The organism is Kitasatospora sp. NPDC056731, assembly GCF_040687675.1.
Lineage (GTDB): Bacteria > Actinomycetota > Actinomycetes > Streptomycetales > Streptomycetaceae > Kitasatospora.
In genome coordinates this window covers 14,564-35,039 of the sequence record NZ_JBFBNR010000042.1, presented here as the reverse complement: position 1 = coordinate 35,039, position 20,476 = coordinate 14,564, and the positions used below count along the sequence as shown (strand labels likewise).

Genomic DNA, 20,476 nt, shown 5'->3' with positions numbered 1-20,476 from the left:
GACGGAACACGCTCACCGTTGCCGCACTCACCGCCGTGATGGCACTGGTGGTCCCGCTCGCAGGTGAGAACGTCGGCTTAGGCCGTGCGTACGCTGCCGACCAGAGCAAGGAGAAAATCCCCCAGCTCCCACGAGTCAGCGGCCACGATGCCGACGGCAAGGGCGAGTCGAAGGCGCTGCCGCACTCTGTCGGGGCACGGGAACTGACCGTCCACCACAGCGGGCCGGTCAACTGGCCCGCAGCTGCTACCGTCTCCGTCGACCTCACGAAGGCCGGCTCCAGCCAGGACACCCACGCCGACAGGGCGCCCAGCACCGAGATGCGGGCCGGCGCGACCCCCGTCCTGATCGCCGCAGCCCACCCCGATCAGGTCGGTGCCAAGGCCAGGGCCGCAGCAGACGCTGAACCGGCCGCCCCGCCAGGCAGCGTCGAGGTCAAGGTCGCTGACCGGCCCCAGACCGAGAAGGCGAACGTCGACGGTCTTCTGGTCGCCCTCCAGCGCACGGACGGCGGCAAGGAAGCCGCAAGCCTGGACGTCTCACTCGACTACAGCGGGATCGCCGACGCCTTCGGCGGAGGCTGGGCCTCCCGGCTGCACCTGGTCGCGATGCCGGCTTGCGCGCTGACCACGCCCCAGCTGTCGGAGTGCCGCACCCGAAAGCCGCTGGAGTCGGTTGTCGACCCTGTGGCAAAGAGGGTCAGCGGCACCATCGCCCTGCCCGGTGACGCCAGCACGGCCGCGAAGACCGCACCCGGCGAGGTGCCCGCGACCAAGCTCGACTCCGTGCTCTCCCCGGACGCGGCCAGTGGCGGAATGGCGGTCGCGGCAGTCTCCGACACAGGCAGCTCCCAGGGGTCCTACACGGCGACCGACCTGTCCGCGTCCGGCTCGTGGTCGCAGAGCTCCTCCGGCGCATTCACCTACGGCTACCCCGTCACCACTCCGCCATCATTGGCCGGGGCCGGCCCGGAAGTGACGCTGTCGTACAACTCGCAGTCGGTGGACGGCGAGACCTCCGCCCGTAACTCGCAGGCCTCGTGGATCGGTGACGGCTGGTCCTACAGCCCTGGCTTCCTCGAACGCTCCTACAAGTCCTGCAAGAACGCCGGCATCAAGGATTCCGGTGACGAGTGCTGGGCTGGATGGAACGCCACGCTCGCCCTCGGCTCCCACAATGGCGAACTGATCCGGGACGCAGATGGCCTGTACCACCTGCAGAGTGATGACGGCACCCGCATCGAGCGGCTGACGGGCGCGGCGAACGGCCTGTGGCAGGGCGAGTACTTCAAGGTCACCACCACGGACGGCACCGCCTACTACTTCGGTCTCAACCACGCCCCCGGCACCACCGGCGATGGCGCGACCAACAGTGCCTGGGCCGTACCGGTGTACCACCCGAACAACGGCGACCCCTGCTACAGCGCAGCCAAGGGCAAGGATTCCCAGTGCGACCAGCAGCTCGGATGGCGCTGGAACCTGGACTTCGTGGTCGACCCCCACGGCAACCTCCAGCGCTACGACTGGGCCGCCGAGGCCAACCGGTACGCCATGGGCAGCGCCAGTGGCACCGGCATCCTGGTCCCCTACTCTCGTGGCGGCCACCTCGCCCGCGTTTCCTACGGCTACCAGCTCGCTGACGCGCTCGCAGGCCGCGAGCCGTCCGCCCGGGTGAACTTCGACACCGCCGAGCGGTGCACGGTCTCCGATGCCGTTTGCAAGCCGGAGAACCTGTCGGCGGCCACGGCCTCGAACTGGCCGGATGTCCCGTTCGACCTGGCCTGCCAGGACGGCTGGACCACCAGCGGCACGGGATCCAACGTTTGCCGTCTCGCCTCGCCGACTTTCTGGTCCACCAAGCGCCTCAGCACCATCCGCACCGAGCTGCGCACGCAGAGCGGCTGGCAGAACGTCGACCGGTACGACCTCACGCACCTGTTCTCCGCTGCCGGGGGTACCTACGATCCGGTGACCGGAAAGACTCCGGACAAGCAGAACGTCGGCTCGTTGCAGTCGGTGATGTGGCTGTCCCAGATCCGGCACACCGCTCAGGACACCTCGGCCGGCGGCAGCGGCCAGATCGCCCTGGACCCGGTCACCTTCGCCGGTACCGAGGTGGACAACCGCGTTGACAGCTCGGACGTGTCCTCGCTGCCGCTGTACCGGCCTCGCATCATCGGGATCAACACCGAGTCGGGCACCTCGATCGCCGTCACCTACCGCGACCCGGAGTGCTCCCGGACCAAGGGCACCATGCCCGCCTCGGCCGACGGCAACACGATGGCCTGTTACCCGGTGTACTGGACCACCCCGGGCGGGGCTGCGCCGGTCGCCGACTGGTTCCACAAGACGCTGGTCGCCAAGGTCACCGTCTCGGATACCACCAAGGCGAACTCCCCGGCTCGGACGACCGCCTACACCTACGGTGGCGGCGCGGCATGGCACCGGGACGACTCCGACCTGACCGACGACCGGTACCGCACCTGGAACGACTTCCGCGGCTATCGCACCGTCACCACCACGGACGGCGCCAGTCCGGACCTGGTCAGCCAGACCACCGTCTCCTATCTGCAGGGCATGAACGATGACTACAAGGCGGACCGCTCCCGCCGGGTCGTCAAGCTGAAGAACTCCCTCGGCGAGGAAACCGTCGACAGCCCCTGGTTGGCCGGCACGGCGCAGGAATCCGTCACCTACACACAGGCTGGCGGCACCGCCATCGCCAAGCAGTTCACCGACACGCCTGTCAGCACCGTCATCACCAGCCGGGACAGGACGGCGTGGAGTTCGAAGGACGGAGGGTTGCTGTCAGCGCTCCCAAGGCTTGAGGCCCGCCGGGTGCAGTCGATCGGCTCGCGTTCCAGCTCGCTGCTGTCCGATCAAGTGACGTGGCGCACCGCCCGCACCGGCACCACGTACGACAGCCTCGGACGGCCCGCCAAGGTCGAGTCACAGCCGGATGTGACCACCACGGCCGACCAGAGCTGCACCACCACGAGCTATGCGACGCCCTCAGCGGCCAACCCGATGATGCTCGCCTATCCGAGCGGGGTCCTGACCCTCGCCGGCCCCTGCGGGACCAAGCCGTCCTCCTCCACAACCGTCAGCGACCGCAGGCTCATCTACGACGGCAACACTGATCTGAACAACCCCGGGCCGCCGGGCGTTCTTGGGCAGAACGGTTCGACCGCCGGCTTCGTCACCGCCACCCAGTCCGTCAAGGCCTACGACGCTCAGGGCAACGCCGCCTACCAGACCCTGGCCGCACAGGAATTCGACGCCTACGGCCGCGCTGTCCGCAGCATCGACGGCGCGGGTGCGGTCAACCGCACCGCCTATACCCCGGCGACAGGCCTCCTCCCGACCGAAGTCACCACCACCAACCCTCTGGGCTGGACCGCGAAGAGCGTCGTATCCCCCGCCCGCGGCCTGGTGACCCGCGCCGTGGACGCCAACGGCCGCGTCACGGACTCGGTCTACGACACACTCGGCCGTCGCACCGCCATCTGGCTCCCCGGCAACAGCAAGGACGCCGACAAGAAAGCGGACCGCACCTTCAGCTACGAGATGCACGGCGTCGACCCGGCCCCGTCCACACGCGCCAACCCCCCGAGCGTCACGACGAACACACAGCTGGAGAACGGTACCTACACCACATCGGCCACCATCTACGACGGCTTCCTGCAACCCCGTCAGACTCAGTCCACCCCGGCCAACGGAACCCAAGGCCGCCTCCTGGCCCACACGCGCTACGACAGCCACGGCCAGGCGACCAAGGCCACCGCGGCCTGGTACGACCCCCTCACCGCACCCGGCACCACGCTGTTCGAGGAGGCTGACAACACCGTCCCCTCCCAGACCCGCTACCTGTACGACGGCACCGGCCGGAAGGTCGCCAGCAAGCTCTACGCCAAGGGCACCGAGCTGTGGCAGACCACCACCACCTACCCGGGCGCCGACCGGACGGATTCCACCCCGCCCAGCGGCGGCACCCCGAGTACGGTCTACACCGACGCCCTCGGCCGGACGACCGCCTCCGTCCTTCACGGCGGCAGCACCGGCGACGCCACCACCCGCTACACCTTCGACCAGCGCGGCAAGCTCGCCACCATCTCGGACAACGTCGGCAACACGTGGACCTACGCCTACGATCTCCAGGGCCGACGCACGTCCCAGACCGATCCCGATGCAGGCACCTCCACCACCGCTTACGACGACCTCGGTCACGTCACCAGCATGACCGACGGCCGCGGCAAGCAACTCTCCCTCGCCTACGACCTGCTCGGCCGCGTCACCGGTCGCTACGAGGGCACCGACACCGGCGACCAGTCCAAACTGCTCGCCTCCACCGCCTACGACACCCTCGCCAAGGGCTACCCGACCTCCACCACCCGCTACGCCGGTGGCGCCACGGGCAGTACATACGTACAGAAGATCAACGGCTACACCACGCGCTACCAGCCCACCTCCATGACGACTTCCATCCCCGCCGCCGAAGGCAAGCTCGCCGGCGACTACACCCAGACCGCCCACTACACAGACAACATCGGTCTCCTCGGTGGATTCAGCTACAACGCGGACGGCGGCTTGCCCGCCGAGACCCTCGGCTACACCCTCGACCTCCAGGGCGAGGTCGTCCAGAGCGGCACCGAAACCGCTGCGCTCCTCGACATGGCCAACTACAACGCACTCGGCCAACTGTTGCTCTCCCAGTACGGCGACCGCGGCGGCCTGCTGCGCACGGCCCGGACGTACGACGACACCACCAGCCGGCTCACCACAAGCAGCGTCAAGCTCCAGCAGGCCGACGCCAACCCGATCTCGTTCACCAGCTACGGCTACGACCAGGTCGGAAACCGCACCAGCACCTCCGAGCTGCAGTCCTCCGGCGGCACGGACCAGGTGTCCGATACCCAGTGCTTCCGCTACGACGGTCTGAACCGTCTCGTGGAAGCGTGGAGCGATACCGGGAGCGTCTCCTCCCCGGGCGCCGGCCAGGTCTCGCACTGCAACAACAGCAGCGTCGGGCTCAACTCGCTGGGCGGTCCGGCACCGTACTGGCAGAGCTTCCAGTACAACATGCTCGGCGACCGCACCCAGCAGGTCCGCCGCGATGTCACCGGTGACACCGCCCGCGACGTCACCCAGACCAGCGTCTACCCGGGCGACGGCCGTACCCCGGCTGCCAAGCCGAACACCGTCACCACTGTCACCACCAGCACTGGCACCCCCACCAGCAGCCTGACCTCGGCCATGGCGGGAACCGGAGGCGCACGGCTCTGCCTGGACGTCACCAGCGCGCGCACCGCCGACGGCACCCCCGTCGAGACATGGACCTGCAACAGCACGGGCGCCCAGAAATGGACCCGCCCCGGTGACGGCACCCTACGGGCACTCGGAAAGTGTGCCCGCCCGGCCGGCGGCAGCGCCGGAGCGGGCACCGGTATCGAGCTGGCCACGTGCGACGGCAGCGACAGCCAGAAGTGGCAGGACGGCGCCAACGGAGCCCTCGTCCACGTCGCGTCCACCCTGTGCCTGGACCTCCCCGGCTGGAACCAGGACCCCGGTACCCCGGTCGGCCTGTGGTATTGCACCGGCAGCGCCAACCAGCAGTGGCCCGCCACGGCCAACGCTCCTACCGGTCCCAGCTACACGAGCACCCTGACCCCGCAGTACGACACGGAAGGCAGCACCACCTCCCGAACCACGACCAGTACCACCACCTTGCCCTCCGCCGTTCCGACCGGCACTACGCCGCTCTGCCTCGACGCCGCAGGCGCCCACAACGCCAACGGCACAGCCGTCCAGACCTGGACCTGCAATGGCACCGAAGCGCAGAACTGGGCCATCGGCACCGACGGCACCGTGCGCGTCCTCGGCACCTGCGCCCGCCCGACCGGAGGTAATGCCGGCTCCAGCGCACAGATCGAGCTATGGACCTGCGACACCAACGATGCCAGCCAGCAGTGGCGCACCCGCACCGACGGCGCCCTGGTCAACAAGGCGTCCGGCCTGTGCCTCGACATCCCCGGGACCAGTAGCACCGCAGGCACCCGCGTCGCTCTATGGACCTGCAACCAAGGCCCCAACCAAAAATGGGGACCTGGCGGCACCCAGCCCACCGCTGGCACCACCCAGGCCTTCACCTACAACGCCGAAGGCCGCACCGAAACCGTCACCACGTCCAACGGCGACAGCACCTCCCGGTACCTGTACGACGCCAGGGGCAACCTGCTCATCCAGCGTGGCCCCGACGGCACCGTCCTCTACCTGTTCGGTGGCGCCGAACAACTCACCCTCTCAGTCGACGGCGCCGCCGTCACCGGCAAGCGCTACTACCAACAGCCCGACGGAACCAGCATCGTCCGTTCCAGCGCCGGAGGCCTCACCTACGAGCTGACCAACCCCCAGAACACCTCCACTCTCCAGATCGACGCAGCCAGCAAAGCCATCACCCGGCGAGCCTTCGATCCTTACGGAAGCCCCCGCGGAACCGTCCCCGCATCGTGGGCGGACAATCACGGCTACCTCGGTAAACCCGTGGACACGAACAGCGGCCTCAACCTGCTCGGCGCCCGCAACTATGACCCCACGCTCGGCCGCTTCCTCACGGCGGACCCGCTCCTGGAACCTGGCAACCCCAGTCAGATGGGCGGGTACACCTACGCCAACGACAATCCGATCACCCTCAGCGACCCCAGCGGCCTGTGGCCAGGGTGGCTCAAGGCCACGGGAAAGTTTGTTGCAGGCGCAGTGGACAGCGCGGCCGGCTGGCTCGCGAAGTACAGCCCGTACACGGCGGGAAACAACATCCTGGCCGGGATCAACGGAGAGGTCGCCAAGCAAACCGGTGGCTATTCGGTGTTCCCCGGCATCACTCCCATTCAGCCCTCCGAGCACCCGGTGGCGGACGCCTTCGGCATCCCCCACGACGACAAGGCGTACGTCGCTGGCGAGGTGACCGAGACCGTCGTTGAAATCGCGGCTGACGGCTACGGGCTCGTCAAGTTGGGCGTGAAGGGATTGAGGTATGCGATAGAGGCCGTTGAGGACGCCGGAGGCATCAGGAACGCGTTCGCGAAGCTCGGGTCCAAGAGCACTCCCAAGAGCTCGCCCTCGAGCCCGGTTCCCGCACCGGAAGAACCCAACCGTCTCAAGACCAGGCCGTCTGACCCCAAGGCGCCAGCCACCCCCAAGCCCAGCCCGACCTCGCCAGAGCAGCCCGTCGGGACAACGTGTAGCTTCACACCTGACACTCGGGTTCTCATGGCCGACGGTTCGGCCAAGCCGATCAGCGACATCAGGGTCGGCGACGTCGTCGAATCCGCGGATCAAGGTACGGCCACAGACCATGGAGGCCGCACCGTCAGCGCCCAACTGGTGCATGACGACGAGGATCTGATCGACCTCGATGTCACGACCGATGGTGCCGCAAGCACGATCAAGACGACCGCCAACCATCCGTTCTGGGACGACACCGATCACGCCTGGGTGCCAGCTGGCAAGCTGACCCCCGGCCACGCACTCAAGGCCGACACCGGCGAACGCGTCGTCGTCACCACCGTCCGCGCCATCGAAGGCCGCGCACGGATGTACAACCTGACCGTCTCGCAGCTGCACACGTACTATGTGCTCGCAGGCAGCACCCCGATCTTGGTGCACAATGAGTGCGAGCTCACAAATAATGCGAGCCCGGCGAAGCAGGCCCTTGAGCGGAAGGCAGCAGCACAGCGAGGTGTCGTTCCCACTGTGCTTGGTGATGGAACCGGACTGAGCGGCCTGCAGGCTGCGTTGGGCGGGGAAACCGACTTTAAGTGGGCCGTTGTCAGGGGTTCTGCTGGTGAAGAGCTAAGGGTAATGTCCGCTCATGCTGGAGGAGAATCAGGCGGATGGCCTCGGATTGAAATGGCTCACACAGTACTTGCGCAGCCTGGCGAGTCGGTCCTATCGGCGGGATCCGGACAGCTTGATGATTTGTTCGGCACCTCTATAACCAACTGGAGTGGTCACTTCACTCCTGAAGATTCGGTGCTACCGATAGGCGAAGCAGCATTTGGGCGAGCTGGCATCGATGTGTTCGCAACGCCGTTCAGCTTGCTTGGAGGTGGGTAATGGCTCTTCCGTCGCCTGAGGACGTGTTCCTCATTGACAGCCCTAGTGGGTTCGCTGCGCTGCTGGCCAGGGACGATCTTTCTGAGGCGTCCGCTGGCTGGTGGACAGCGGCGATCTCTGCGTGCAGTTCGTGCCTGACGCTCTCTGTGGCAGACGATGCTGGCCCGCAGCCTATTGAGTGGGCGCGAGCCTTGGTGTCCATCCTGGATGCTGCGGCCGATTCTGGATTGATCAGGAGAGTGGAACTTCTAGCGCGTCGAGTCCAAGTCCAGGTATCTGCATGGCTTGATGGCAGTGATGATTTTGGCGACGCGAATGATATTTGCGCTAGGGTCTTTGATGAGCTAGTCGACTCTGGCGAAAACGTTCAATCTGTGGCGAATGAGGTTCGAGAGTTTTCCGAAGGGAATCCTGGGTCTAAGCTTCGGATCACTGATCTTGCTGTGCTGAGGAAGATCATGCGGACGTTGGAAAGTATCCGTGATTCAATTTCAGAAGGTGAAATTCGCTCCGAGTTGAACCTTTGGGTCGGGGCGTTTAATCCGCAGTAGTCGTCTGTATTATCTCAGCCCTTGGGGTCGCAGTGTTTGAACGCGACTCCAAGGGCTGTAGGTATGAAGCTGACGGCTGCTTCGACGGCTACGATATTTGGTTGGTGCTGGCCGAGGCGGTTCCGCAGTCTCGTTGGTCCTCGTCCAGCTGAGCCCGTCGCAGTAGTGCCCAGCAGTGGGATAAACGACTGCACCCGAATGCAATTTATGGGATTCCACGGCTCGGTGATCTGCCCGGCAATGGCGCAGACCGGCCACATCGCCCGACGGATTCTCCAGGGCACACACCATTGTTTGATGTCACCCGTAGAGCCTTTAAGGGCACGGGTGGGAATTCGCGGACGATGTCTGGAGCTACTATTCTGGGCCTACCGGGCCGCTGAACTAGCGAACTCTGGTGGGGGGCAGTCTCGTGGAGGCTGCCCCCATTTGGCTTGAAAACCCCGTAGGACTACCTATCTCCATGTGGCGGTGACAATGGAACTTCCGGCATGCCCCAGCCCTGACGTACTCCTTGCGCGCCTCGCTCATATTCAGGGGGTCGGTCCCGTAGGCGAAATCGAACGCACCAACGGCGGGCTGTCACCAATTCGTGCTGGAGAACCCTCTCGCGAGGAATTTCTCAGTCGACTGGCGGGGCAGGTCGGTATGCAGAGACATGACCTCTTCCTCGTTGCGGGTCTAGCTCTTCCGGACGATGCATTACACTTCGACGAGGCGGCCAGTCGTGCGCTCCCCAAACTGGTGCAGCGCGCACTCACCTTGCCCGCTTCCAGCCGCCGGCGATTGCGGGACTACGCCCGATCTCTGGCCGATGTGCCGCATATTGCCCCTCCCGGGAAGATGCGCTCATTTGAGCAGTACCCTCCGGGTTTCGGGTCGATTTTTGTGCGAATGCTCGCCCTCCGAAATCTGGGATGGTCTTCGGCGGCCAAGGTGATGTATTTGATGTCTGATGTTTATCTGTCGGCTGCAACCATTGGGGCGATAGGACGTGGTGTCAAGGAACTTGACCCTGATCTTCTCGATGGGTTCGCGGCCGTTCTCGGCGTTCCAGTCACTGTTCTGGCTTCTTTGGCGGGCATGTCGCAAATTTCGGCAAGCCGCAGGCATCCTGAGGAAGTTATCGACACTGCTGCGCTGCTTTGGGATGTGCGGCACCTGAGCGTGGAGCAGGTGTGGCAAGTCTCACATCTGGCGGATTGACCCCGAGTGGTCATCGCTGCCAGCGCCACGATTGTCCCAATTGAGACTGGTTGGGAAATTGGCGACCTATAAGCATTGCTCTCATTGGATTTATTATGATGGGGTTGTCGCATCTCAAGCGCCGACATGGAATTAAGGTAGCATTCGGCCCTTCCTGGGAATTGTGGGCAGCTCGATGGGCTGCCCACCTGGGGGCGTGTGGGTGACGGTCCTGGCCTTGCCGCGACCGCTCGCCTTCGTGTGGGAGTGAGTTTCTATCCGACATTGGCGCTAATAGGCCTGGAAGCCCTGCCGAGCTTATTCGGCGGGGCTTCCAGGGCTCTTGACGGCAGTATTTGACGGCAACGTCAGCGGACGGGTGCCGCACAGAGCGGTGGGTCGTCGCCGTCGTCGGGCTCGATTACGGCCTCGGAGGTTTGGCCGAGCGTGCGGCTGAGGAGATCGATGGCGTCGCATTGGAGGCGGAGGCGGACGTGAGCGTAGACGGTGGCGGTGGCATCGATGTGGGTGTGGCTGAGGATTTCGTTGATGACGAGGAGTTCGACGCCCTGATCCAGGAGGAGGACCGCGGTCGAGTGGTGGAGGTTGTGGAATCGGATCTGACGGAGTCCCGCTCGGCGGAGGAGCGCCTGTAAGTGCCGGGTGAAGGTGGCGGGTTCGATCGGGTGGCCGTCGGGCGGGGTGAAGACGTGACCGCTCTCCATTCCAGTTCTCGCCAGCCTTCTCCCGTTCTTGGGCCTGCTGGTCGAGGTGGTCGCGCAATGAGCAGAGGCAGGGAGCGGGCAGGGCGATACGGCGTTCGGAGCTGAGGGTCTTGGTGGGGAGGGTGGTCAGGCGGCGCGCTGGAGGGAGCGGCGGATGGTGGCGGTGCCGGCTTCGAGGTCTAGGCAGTTTCGTTTGGATCATCTGGTCGTTGGTCTGGGTGTGCCGTTGACTGACGTGCAGTGGGCGTGAATTGAGCCGTTGTTGCCGGACCGAACGTCGAAGCGCGGTGGCCGGTGGCGTGACCACCGTGAGGTGATCGACGCGATCGCCTTCAAGCTCCAGACCGGGTCGCGGTGGGTGCATCTGCCGGAGAAGTGCGGCAACTGGCGGGGTGTCTACAACCTGCTGCGGACGTGGGCCGTCGACGGGACCTGGGAACGGGTGTTCGTCGCGCTGATGGCCCGGGCCGATGTCGATGGGGACCTGGACTGGGTGGTCTCGGTGGACTCCGCGATCGTGCGTGTGCACCAGCACGCGGCCGGGGCCTGCAGAGGGGCCTCGGCCGGAGAGCCGGGCTCGTGTTGTGGCCTTCGGGGTTGCCGCTTTCGCCTTCCAAAGTGGTTTCACTTTCAACTATGATGGTGTGGTGACATGCTGGCCACGAGTGATCCGTTGATCTGCTGATCCGTCAGAGGAGTTCCCGTGAGTGATGTGACCACCGATGTGACCGCTGCCCCGGTGCGCCGGCGGGTGTTCGTCGACAAGCAGAGCCCTCAGGCCTACCGGGCGTTGCGGGCGACTGCCGAGGCGGCCGGGGTGGGGGCGGCGGAGGCCGGGTTGGACCGCAGGGTGGTGGAGCTGGTCAATCTGCGGGTGTCCCAGATCAACGGGTGTGCCTACTGCCTCAATGTGCACACCAGGGCCGCTCTTCAGGCCGGCGACACCGCGCAGCGCCTGGGCACGCTGCCGGCGTGGCGCGACACCGAACTGTTCACACCGCAGGAGCGTGCCGCGCTCGCCCTGGCGGAGGTGACCACCGATCTGTCGGACGCCGTCGCGCAGGAGGCCGCCTATGGCGCCGCCCGCGAGGTCCTGACCGACGACCAGATCTCGGCGGTCATCTGGGTGGCGATCGCCATCAACGCCTTCAACCGCGTGTCGATCCTGAGCAAGCACCCGGTGCGCCCGATCCCGGCGCAGTGACGGTGCCGCGCGGGCTCGCCTCGGTGATCAGGGCGCGGATCGCCGTGGCCACGGGGGCCGGCCGTTCCTGCATGGCGACGTGGCCGACGCCGGGCAGGGTGAGGAGGCGGGCGTCGCGGAAGGCCGCGTAGGCCCGGGGCGCCGTACGGAAGGGGACGAGGGCGTCGTCCCGCCCGTACACGAGCAGGGTGGGGGCGGTGACGCGGCGGGCCAGGTGCCAGGCCGAGGCCTCGCCCCGTCGAAGGGACGCGCGGACCACCGAGCGCACTCCCTCGGCCAGCATGTCCTGCGCGTACGGCAGTTCGGCGCGGCGTCGGCGCTCGCGTGCCTCCACCGACCGCTGCTCGGTGCCGACGAGGGCGGGGTTCGCGTAGATCAGGCGGTAGAGGTCGTCGAGTTGGCGGTCGGGGCTCTGGGTGGCCAGGAGGCGGGCGTGCAGTCGCGGCGCGCCCGGCAGGCCCAGCAGGGCCACCCGTAGGGCCGGGGCGGGCGGGAACGTCGGCAGCACGGGCGAGATGAGGGTCAAGGTGGCGACCAGGTCGGGCCGTTGGGCGGCGAGGCGCAGCGCGATCAGGCCGCCGAGCGAGTTGCCGACCAGGTGCACGCGGCGGTGCCCGTTCCGGTCGGGGTGACGGCCGAGGCGACGGTCAACGTGACGGTCGAGGTGGCGGTCGAGGTGGCCGGCCACGGCTGCGGCCTGGCGTTCGACGGTGACGTCGCCGTCGGGCGGGGGCGCCGACCTTCCGAAGCCCGGGAGGTCGAGGGCCAGGCAGTGCGCCGAGGTCCGCAGCAGGTCGATCAGGTGGGCCCAGTTGTGGGTCCAGCCGCCCAGTCCGTGCAGGAAGACGGCGGTGCCGGCGGCCGGAGCGGGGCTGCGGACGTACTCGGCGGCGAGGGGGTGGTGCATGGAGGTCCGTTTCTTCGGGGTGGGTCCGCACTCTCCTGCCGGCCTGCTCAGCGGCGCAGGGGTGGCCCGGCCGTCTCGGTGCGGGCGAGCCGGTAGTGCTCGACGAGGCGGTCGCCGACCGTCTCCCAGCTGCGCTGTGTCGCCGCGGCACGCCCCGCCCGCCCGAACGCCGCCCGCAGTTCGTCGTTGCGGGCGAGACGTTCGACGGCCTCCCGGAACCCGTCCGCCGCGCCGGGCGGGACGAGGAATCCGGTGTGGCCCGGGCGGACGAGGTCGAGCGGTCCGCCGGCCGCCGGGGCGACGACGGGCAGCCCGCTTGCCATGGCCTCCTGGAGGGTCTGGCCGAAGGTCTCGAACGGCCCCGCGTGGACGAAGGCGTCGAACGAGGCGTAGAGCCGGGCGAGTTCGTGCCCGGATCGGAGCCCCAGGAAGACCGCGTCAGGGAGCAGGGTCTCCAGCCGGGCGCGGCACGGGCCGTCTCCGACGACCACCAGCCGGACCCCCGGGATGCGGGACACCTCCGCCAGCCGGTCGACGTGCTTCTCCGGCGCCAGGCGTCCGACGTACCCGACCAGGACGTCTCCGGGGTGGCCGAGGCGCCGGCGCAGGGTCTCGTCGCGGTGGCGGGGGTGGAACCGGGTGCAGTCGACGCCGCGCGGCCACAGGTGGACCCGGGGGATGCCGTGCGCCAGCAGGGCGCGTAGCGAAGCCTGCGACGGTGCCAGCGTCCGGGCTGCCAAGGTGTGCACCCGTCGCAGCCGCCACCAGGCCAGCCGGGGTCCGGTCGCGCCCAGCGCCGGCAGGTAGGTCCTGGCGTAGGCGGCCAGATCGGTCTGGTAGACCGCCACGGACGGGACCCCTGCCCGGTCGGCCGCCGCGGCGCCGACCGCCCCGAGCGCGAACGGGCTGGCCAGGTGGACCACGTGCGGGCGGTGCCGCTCGATGGCGTCGGCCACCCCGCGCCCTGGGAGCGCGACCCGCACCTCCGGGTAGCCGGGCAGCGGCACCGACGGGACGTGGACCACCTCGTAGCCGTACGCCTGCTCTCGGTGCTGGTCGCGGTGCAGGTCGCGGCGCAGGTCGCCCGCGTGTCGTCGCGCGGCCCGCGCGGCTGGTGCCCGCACGGCGGGTGCCACCACCACCGGGGTGTGGCCCCGGGCGAGGAGGTGTTCGGCGGTCCGGAGGACGCTGTGGGCGACACCGTTGAGCTGCGGGGCGAAGGACTCGGTGACGATCAGGACGCGCAGCCGTTCGCCGCCGGGGGCCGGGCCGTCCGCGGTGCGCGCCGCCGGCCCGGACAGGACTCCGCTCACCGTGCCGCCGCCTCCGCTTCGGGCGCGGCCTGCGGCTCCGGGTCGGTCGGTCGGGTCGGCTCTGGAGTGGAAGGCCGGGTCGGTGGGGCCGACTGCGCCGGGTCGGCGGGGAGGGAACGGCCGATGGCCCGCAGGTCCCGCAGGATCTCCCGCAAGCAGGCGACCGGGCCCGCCTCGCTGTACGGCACGCCGACCTGGGCGCAGTAGTCGCGCACGATGCGCGAGGTGGGGCGCAGCGCCGCGACCGGCATGGCCGGGAAGAGGTGGTGCTCGATCTGGTAGCCGAGGCCGCCGAAGAGGAAGTGGACGAACCGGCCGGCCCGCAGGTTGCGCGACGGCAGCACCTGCCGGCGGAGGAAGTCGGCACGCTCCGCGTCCGGGCCGGTCATCGGCATGCCCTTGTGGTTGGGGGCGAAGATGCACCCCAGGTACACGCCGAGGACCGCCCCGAACAGCACGGCGAAGGCCAGCGCCTGGAGCGGTGCGAGGACGACGGCGAGGAGGGCCGCCGCCAGGGCGTAGTGCAGCACGGCGAGCGTGCGCTCCAGGGCGGGGTACCGGACGGTGCCGCGGGTCAGGGTCAGGCAGGTGGCGACGAGCAGCCCGAGTGCCTGGAGGGACAGCAGGGGGAAGAACAGTTCGGCCTGGTACCTGGCCGCGAGCCGCCTCAACCCCCGTGTGCGGCCTGCCTGTTCGGTGGTCCGGGCGAAGAGGAGGGAGTCCGCGGCCGGGTCGTGGCCCTCGCGGTTCGGGTGCGCGTGGTGCCGGTTGTGGTCGCTCACCCACCACCCGTAGCTCATGCCGACCACCAGGTTGCCCAGCACGATGCCCGCCAGGTCGGTCGCCCGCCGGCCGGCGAACACCGCGTGGTGGGCGACGTCGTGCCCGAGCAGCGCCAACTGGCCGATCACGAAAGCGAACAGGGGCGCGAGGCACAGCTGCCACCAGCTCGCGCCGAGCACGACGAACCAGGCCAGGAGCAGTGCCAGGGCGGCGAACAGCGCGGTGCTCCGGCCCGCGTAGTACAGGGGACGCCGGCGCAGCAGACCGGCGTCGGAGACGCGCCGGTGGAGCTCGGCGAAGTCGCCGCGCCGGGTGGTCCCGGTGGGCGGGGTGTCCTGAACGGTCATGCCACCATTCCGGTCTCGGGTCGCTCCGGTCGCTCCGGCCGGCCGTGGCAGCCGCACCGCGAGGCCCCGGGCAGGGTGGCGTCAGCCTTCCGCATCCGGACCGCCGTTGTCGCGGCGCTGCGCCGTGTCGCGGCCGGAGGAGGCCCGATCGGGTGGCGGCGGGCCCGGCTGCTCCGCTGCGCGTCCGATCGCCGATCGCCCGTTCGGTTTTCGCGCGGTCCGGTGTGGTTGAGCCGAGCCGGGGAGGGTGCCCCGGCGAGGAGGATGCGCGCGCCCCGGAACGATCATTTCGGGGAGGCGGCCTGCACCAATCAGCCGAATGGGTGATCGGTGCCTGTTGAATCTCCGGGGCACCCGATCACTCCTGGCGACCTCATGTGTTGCGGACCGTGACCGGGTGGGTGAGGGTCGCGCTGGGGAATCCGTGCGGCGCCGACGGCTTGCGGCCGCCGCTGACCTGTCAGGAGCAACGGATGTCGCACGTCTCCCGGCGCCGCGCCATGTGCGCGCTGCCGCTCGCCTGCCTCGCCCTCACCGGCCTGCCCGCCGGAGGAGCCCCGGCCGTCGCGGAACCGGCGGCCTCGGCCCTCGCGGGGCCAGCGGCGCCGGCCGCCGCGGCCCAGCCCCGTTACGGCCAGACGCCCGGTTCGTACTCCTACTGGACCATCGCCGGCGACACCGTCCTCACCGACGTCACCTTCCGCAACACGGTGGTGACCACCCCCGGCGACGGCGACGTCTTCTGGTCGAGCCAGTTCAACTTCGACGGGAACCTCTCCTACATCGGCCTCCAGGACAAGCAGCAGAACGACGGCCTGTTCAACTGGTCCACCTGGGCCGACACCGAGCTCCAGTTCGCCGACGGCACCCAGGGCTCGCACTGCTGGAACAGCACCGGCGAGGGCCAGCACCTCCAGTGCGCCAACAGCACCGTCAACCAGGGCCGCCCGGTCACCGGCCACACGTACGCCTTCCAGGTCCGGATCGACCCCGCCACCCACTGGGTGACGGCCACCGTCACCGACGAGACCGCCGGCACCTCCTTCGTCCTCGGCTCGGTCCTGCTCCCCAAGTCGCAGCAGATCAAGCACGACTGGAACAGCTGGGTGGAGTACTTCGACTGGAACAGGCCCGCCTACGTCTGCAACGACAACGCGTACTCCGAGAACCGCTGGGGCCCGATGACCGGCAACGGCGGCACCCTCACCGCCACCAACACCGGCACCTCGACCAGCGGCGCCTGCGACGACATGATCCGCCAGCGGAAGCAGCCCGACGGCACCCTGCTCACCGAACTCGGCCTCGGCCAGTCCGCCCGCTGGCCGCTCCGATTCGCCAACGGCGCCTGCCTCGACCGCGGCGGCGCCAACGGCGCCATCAGCTACCGCTGCGCCACCACGCCCAACGCCAACCAGCTCTTCGTCTTCGCCCGCGACGGCAGCCTGCACACCGCCCAGGGCAACGAGTGCCTGGCCGCACCCGCGGCCGTCGGCGGCCAGGTGGTGCGCGCCGCCTGCGACGGTTCCGCGGCCCAGCGGTGGAGCTACGACGGTGCCCGCCAGGCCGTGGTCAACCCCGCCGGCTGGGCGCTCACCTCCAGCACCGCGGGGCGCAACAGCGACCCGGTGACCGCGCGGCCCGCCGACGGCAGCCCTGGGCAGACCCTCACGGCGGTCGTGCGGACGGATGCCTAGCCTTCCTGTCCCGTGAGGTCGGGGGCTACCGGGGTGCGGCGGCCTGGCGCAGGTGGCGGCTCACCTCGCCGACCAGGGTGAGGCGGACCCGGCGCTCCGCGAACTGCCACTGGCCGCCCCGGAGTTCGAAGCGGTCGTGGTAGCGGCCGGCGGCGATGGGCTGCAAGGGGAAGTCGGGCAGGGCCTGGAGGACGGTGATGTACGAACGCGCGACGGCCGTGCCCGCCGGCTCGTCGACCTCGACGGCGAGGTTGGTGGTGACGTGCTGGGTGCGCGGGGTGCCGTCGGCGTAGACGATCAGGGTGTCCCGGAACGTCCGCTCGATCGCCTCGCGCCCGTGCACCGGTTCGCCGCTGCCGGTGAAGGTGGCGTAGGCGAGGAGGGCGCCGAGGCCCGCGAAGTCGCCGTCGTCGACGAGTTCGGCATAGCGGGCGATCAGGTTCCTGACGGCGCGGTGGCTCGCCGCCGTCGGGTCGGTGGCCGGGCGGGCCGATGCGGGCATGGTCTTCTCCGGGTGGTCGTGGATGGTGAGGAGCCCGTGGAGTGGCCCAGCCTGGTGCGGCCGACCTCCCACTCCGGTGCACTGGCCCAGCCTGGTGCGGTGGAGCCCCGTCCGGTGCGGTGTGAGGCGCGGCTCGGCCTGAACTACGTCGGATGACGGACGCGGGCGCCCGAGGCCGCTGCCGTTACGGTCGCCGCCGTGGGTGGATCCGGATAATCACTGGTCAGGCCGTCTGCGGCGGGCTAGCCTCGCTGCTCGTGACTGACTGGTACAAGATCTACTCAGACGCATGTGCGGTGCCCCCGGGCGGCGATCTGGACGAGCTCACCGCAGAACTGGCGGAGTGCCTGCGGGATCCGGACCCGGAGGTGCGCGACGGCTACCCGTACGTCGTGTTGCGGACCTGGATCGAGCGTGACGTCATCGACGGCGACCGCCGGATCCGCCTGGGCGATGACATGGCGGCCCGCTTCGCCGCCGATTCGCCGATTCAGGCCCGCACGTTCGCGCCGCTGGTCCTGGACATGATCGTCAGCCGCGGCGACCTCCGCCAGGAATGGCTGGACGCGTTCACCCGCTGGTACCCCGCAGAGAGCGACCTGCGCGGACACGACGCGCAGCTGGGCTGGCTGCACGCCGTGGCGCACGGCGCCGACTTGCTCGGTGCCCTCGGCCGCCACCGCGAGGTCGAGCCGGTCGAGATGCTGGCCCTCGCGACCGCGCGGCTCCTCGCGCCCACCGACTACCTGTACGCCGAACGGGAGGACGACCGGCTCGCCCGCGCGATCGCGCTGACCCTCACCAACCCGAAGCTCACCGCGGACCAGTCCGTCGCCTGGCTCGACGAGATCGGCGCCGACTTCCGGGCCGTGGCTCGGGGCACCACTCCGACATACGTGTCCAACGCACTGCGCACCCTGCGGATGCTCTACCTCCTCACCGACCTCGGTGTCCCGCCGCAGCCGGGGCAGCCGCTTCGGCAGGTCCCGCACCGCGACGCGGTCAAGCGGCGGCTCGTCGAAGTGCTGGCGGACGACGCGAAGTCCATCGGCTGACAGCCCGACGCCCCATGCCTCACGCGGCGAGCCGTCCGGGCCTCCTCGCCGTCGCTCGCGGTGCCCTCGTCCCGCTACCGGATCGTCTTCTCGACGATCGCGTGGTCGGGGAAGAGGCCGCTGCGGGCTCCGTTCCAGTTGATGTCGATGCTGAACTCGTTGACGGTGGCGTTGATCGCGGGGGTGTCCGTCGACGGTGCCAGGGCGCCGGCGGGCTGGTGCCACCCGTCCCAGGTGTCACCGCCGGTGGAGGAGGTGTTGATCCAGACGTAGCCGTCGGCCCCGATGCAGGCGAGCATCTGTCGGCGCTGGTTGGCGTACTGGGGGTCGCCCGGGGCGACGGTGTAGTCCTGGTACCCCATCCGCGCGGCCGACACCCCGGAGATGCACACGGCCCCGCCCGGTACCTGGCTCGCGGCTCCGGTCGCCCCGGTGGCGGGGTTGCGCCAGATCTGCCAGACGTGGTTGTCGGTTCCGACCAGATAGATGTGCTCCATCTCGCCGCCCGCCGCCTCGTTCCAGGCCATGATCGGGCTCGGTCGCCGGGTACCCGTCGTGCCGCTTCCCTGCGGCCCCACGTGCCACTGGCTGTTGGGGAAGCTGATCGCGGTCTGCGAGCGGGTGCCGTCCGGGCGGGTGTGCACGCTGGTGATCCGGTAGAGGCCGTTGACGTCCGCCCAGTCGAAGAGCACGGTGCTGCCCAGGCTCTCCAGGGAGATGCCGCCCCAGGCGGCGGCGTCGCCCTCGATGCGGTGCCACGGTTCCCACTGGTTCGCGGACGGGTTCTGTACGGCGGTCCAGTAGATCTGGTTGTCCACCCCTTGGTGGGCGACCATGACGCGGTCCTGCCACTGCACGATGGCGGGGGAGTAGTAGCTCTGGGCCTGGAAGCCGCCCAGCGGCTGCCAGGCACCGTTGTTGAACCGGAACCAGATGCCGTTGTCGAGGCCCCTGGTGACGTCGTAGGTGTTGCCGTTGACCGTCACCGTCTTCATGTAGGACAGGCTGCTGACCCCGACGCCCCGCCAGTCCAGTTCCACCGCCCCGGCGGGGGCCGGGGCGGCCAGGAGCAGGACGCCTCCGGTCAGCGTGGCCGCGATCACGTTCCTGACCCGGCCCGACCCGATCCCGACCCCGATCCGGCGCAACGCCGTCGTCCGTCGCAGCTGGTGCGCAGTTGTCCGGTGCACTTCGGGCTTCCTTTCGCTGAGGATCCCGCGGCTCCCTCCCCAGGCGAACGTGCCGGGGTGGCAACCGGGGATTCCGCGGGCTCGACCTTCTGGCCGTGCAGGAACCGTAGTTGCCGTGCGGTTCCGCAGTGTGCTCTGCGCGCACTCGTCGTTGACGGTCAACGCAGCAGTGCCGAACCGGCCGTCGACGCGGCGGCACACCCTGAGTTCGGCGAAGAGGTCGAGGGCGATCGGGCCGGGCTGAATCGGCGGGCGGTGGACCGTCGGCAGGCCGTCGGCAGGCCGTCGGCAGGCCGTCGGCGGGCTGCTGGCACTGGAGTTGGGGCTGCCGGAAAATTTTTCTTCCGGGACCGATGAGTTCGGGCGGTGGTGGCGGTCATACCTGGGAAAGCAACGACAGCCGACCGGGGAGACCTGAGATGTCCAGCACCGCCACTGCCACCGCCGCTACCACTTCCACCAGCACCACCACCACGGCCGCGAGTTCCGGCAAGGCCGTGATCCGGGTGGTCTGGACGCTGCGGATCCTGCTCGCGCTCTTCTTCGCCGTGGCCAGCGCGCTGCCCAAGCTGCTTGCGGTCCCCGCCGCCACGACCGTCTTCGACGCCATGGGTGTGGGCCACTGGTTCATGTACCTGACCGGGCTGGTGGAGCTGGCCGGAGCGGTCGGCCTGCTGGTCCGCCGGCTGGCCGGGCCGGCAGCCACGGCGTTGATCGTCTTCCTGGTGTTCGCGTTCGTTACCCAGCTCACCGCGATGCACGGTGAGAACGCCGGGACCCCGTTCATCTTCATGGTGCCGCTGGCCGTCATCGCCTGGAACCGGCGCGCCGAGACCGCCGAGCTGCTCGGCCGCCGGCGCTGACCGGGTGCTTGCGGGGTCTTGGCCGCACTTTGTGCCGGCCGTCGGC

At 68.9% G+C, this 20,476-nt stretch carries 14 protein-coding genes; 8 read left to right on the top strand and 6 right to left on the bottom strand.

Annotation, left to right across the window (positions count from 1 at the left end; translation table 11 throughout):
* Positions 1-38: 38 nt before the first annotated feature.
* The 3 genes from AB0R04_RS31175 to AB0R04_RS31165 all read left to right on the top strand — a co-directional run bounded on the left by AB0R04_RS31175 (position 39) and on the right by AB0R04_RS31165 (position 9,868).
* Positions 39-8,111 (top strand): ricin-type beta-trefoil lectin domain protein, encoded by an 8,073-nt coding sequence (locus tag AB0R04_RS31175; protein ID WP_363377026.1) that lies wholly within the window; start codon positions 39-41, stop codon positions 8,109-8,111.
* Between the two features lie 23 nt (positions 8,112-8,134).
* Positions 8,135-8,662 (top strand): hypothetical protein, encoded by a 528-nt coding sequence (locus AB0R04_RS31170; protein WP_363376995.1) that lies wholly within the window; start codon positions 8,135-8,137, stop codon positions 8,660-8,662.
* A gap of 471 nt (positions 8,663-9,133) precedes the next feature.
* Positions 9,134-9,868 (top strand): hypothetical protein, encoded by a 735-nt coding sequence (locus AB0R04_RS31165; protein ID WP_363376994.1) that lies wholly within the window; start codon positions 9,134-9,136, stop codon positions 9,866-9,868.
* A gap of 347 nt (positions 9,869-10,215) precedes the next feature.
* On the opposite strand, the gene AB0R04_RS31160 is transcribed toward AB0R04_RS31165, so the two are convergent.
* On the bottom strand, positions 10,216-10,572 hold the full coding sequence (locus tag AB0R04_RS31160; protein ID WP_363376993.1) for a tyrosine-type recombinase/integrase: 357 nt from the start codon (positions 10,570-10,572) through the stop codon (positions 10,216-10,218).
* Positions 10,573-10,831: 259 nt separating this feature from the next.
* On the opposite strand from AB0R04_RS31160, the gene AB0R04_RS31155 reads away from it, so the two are divergent.
* Positions 10,832-11,212: a transposase gene (locus AB0R04_RS31155; protein ID WP_363376992.1), complete on the top strand. Its 381-nt coding sequence runs from the start codon at positions 10,832-10,834 to the stop codon at positions 11,210-11,212.
* A 63-nt stretch (positions 11,213-11,275) separates the two neighbouring features.
* Positions 11,276-11,776 carry a carboxymuconolactone decarboxylase family protein gene (locus tag AB0R04_RS31150; protein ID WP_363376991.1) on the top strand — a complete coding sequence of 167 codons (501 nt, stop codon included), beginning with the start codon at positions 11,276-11,278 and terminating at the stop codon, positions 11,774-11,776.
* On the opposite strand, the gene AB0R04_RS31145 is transcribed toward AB0R04_RS31150, so the two are convergent.
* The 3 genes from AB0R04_RS31145 to AB0R04_RS31135 all read right to left on the bottom strand — a co-directional run bounded on the left by AB0R04_RS31145 (position 11,721) and on the right by AB0R04_RS31135 (position 15,126).
* Positions 11,721-12,683, bottom strand: a complete 963-nt coding sequence (locus AB0R04_RS31145) for an alpha/beta hydrolase (RefSeq protein WP_363376990.1) — start codon at positions 12,681-12,683, stop codon at positions 11,721-11,723. The two genes, AB0R04_RS31150 and AB0R04_RS31145, sit on opposite strands and share 56 nt — an antisense overlap.
* A 47-nt stretch (positions 12,684-12,730) precedes the next feature.
* Positions 12,731-13,930, bottom strand: coding sequence for a glycosyltransferase family 1 protein (locus AB0R04_RS31140; protein ID WP_363377025.1), 1,200 nt, complete (start codon positions 13,928-13,930; stop codon positions 12,731-12,733).
* Positions 13,931-13,992: 62 nt separating this feature from the next.
* Entirely contained in the window at positions 13,993-15,126 is a 1,134-nt protein-coding gene (locus AB0R04_RS31135; RefSeq protein ID WP_363376989.1) for an acyl-CoA desaturase, read from the bottom strand.
* Between the two features lie 473 nt (positions 15,127-15,599).
* Between AB0R04_RS31135 and AB0R04_RS31130 the strand changes: the two genes are divergently transcribed.
* Complete coding sequence (locus tag AB0R04_RS31130) at positions 15,600-16,820, top strand: ricin-type beta-trefoil lectin domain protein (protein WP_363376988.1); 1,221 nt, start codon at positions 15,600-15,602, stop codon at positions 16,818-16,820.
* 25 nt (positions 16,821-16,845) lie between these two features.
* On the opposite strand, the gene AB0R04_RS31125 is transcribed toward AB0R04_RS31130, so the two are convergent.
* Positions 16,846-17,322, bottom strand: coding sequence for a nuclear transport factor 2 family protein (locus tag AB0R04_RS31125; protein WP_363376987.1), 477 nt, complete (start codon positions 17,320-17,322; stop codon positions 16,846-16,848).
* Positions 17,323-17,579: 257 nt separating this feature from the next.
* Here AB0R04_RS31125 and AB0R04_RS31120 point away from each other — a divergent pair, with 257 nt between their 5' ends.
* Positions 17,580-18,377 carry a DUF2785 domain-containing protein gene (locus AB0R04_RS31120; RefSeq protein WP_363376986.1) on the top strand — a complete coding sequence of 266 codons (798 nt, stop codon included), beginning with the start codon at positions 17,580-17,582 and terminating at the stop codon, positions 18,375-18,377.
* 74 nt (positions 18,378-18,451) lie between these two features.
* On the opposite strand, the gene AB0R04_RS31115 is transcribed toward AB0R04_RS31120, so the two are convergent.
* Positions 18,452-19,567, bottom strand: coding sequence for a hypothetical protein (locus AB0R04_RS31115; RefSeq protein WP_363376985.1), 1,116 nt, complete (start codon positions 19,565-19,567; stop codon positions 18,452-18,454).
* A 419-nt stretch (positions 19,568-19,986) separates the two neighbouring features.
* Here AB0R04_RS31115 and AB0R04_RS31110 point away from each other — a divergent pair, with 419 nt between their 5' ends.
* Positions 19,987-20,430, top strand: a complete 444-nt coding sequence (locus AB0R04_RS31110) for a DoxX family protein (protein ID WP_363376984.1) — start codon at positions 19,987-19,989, stop codon at positions 20,428-20,430.
* The last annotated feature ends 46 nt before the right edge of the window (positions 20,431-20,476 follow it).

What these genes read in the sequence shown, in the direction of transcription:
- AB0R04_RS31175 (WP_363377026.1), top strand. Translation starts at nt 39, where the DNA reads ATGGCACTGGTGGTCCCGCTCGCAGGTGAGAACGTCGGCTTAGGCCGT.
- AB0R04_RS31160 (WP_363376993.1), bottom strand. Translation starts at nt 10,572, where the DNA reads ATGGAGAGCGGTCACGTCTTCACCCCGCCCGACGGCCACCCGATCGAA.
- AB0R04_RS31145 (WP_363376990.1), bottom strand. Translation starts at nt 12,683, where the DNA reads ATGCACCACCCCCTCGCCGCCGAGTACGTCCGCAGCCCCGCTCCGGCC.
- AB0R04_RS31135 (WP_363376989.1), bottom strand. Translation starts at nt 15,126, where the DNA reads ATGACCGTTCAGGACACCCCGCCCACCGGGACCACCCGGCGCGGCGAC.
- AB0R04_RS31130 (WP_363376988.1), top strand. Translation starts at nt 15,600, where the DNA reads ATGTCGCACGTCTCCCGGCGCCGCGCCATGTGCGCGCTGCCGCTCGCC.
- AB0R04_RS31125 (WP_363376987.1), bottom strand. Translation starts at nt 17,322, where the DNA reads ATGCCCGCATCGGCCCGCCCGGCCACCGACCCGACGGCGGCGAGCCAC.
- AB0R04_RS31110 (WP_363376984.1), top strand. Translation starts at nt 19,987, where the DNA reads ATGTCCAGCACCGCCACTGCCACCGCCGCTACCACTTCCACCAGCACC.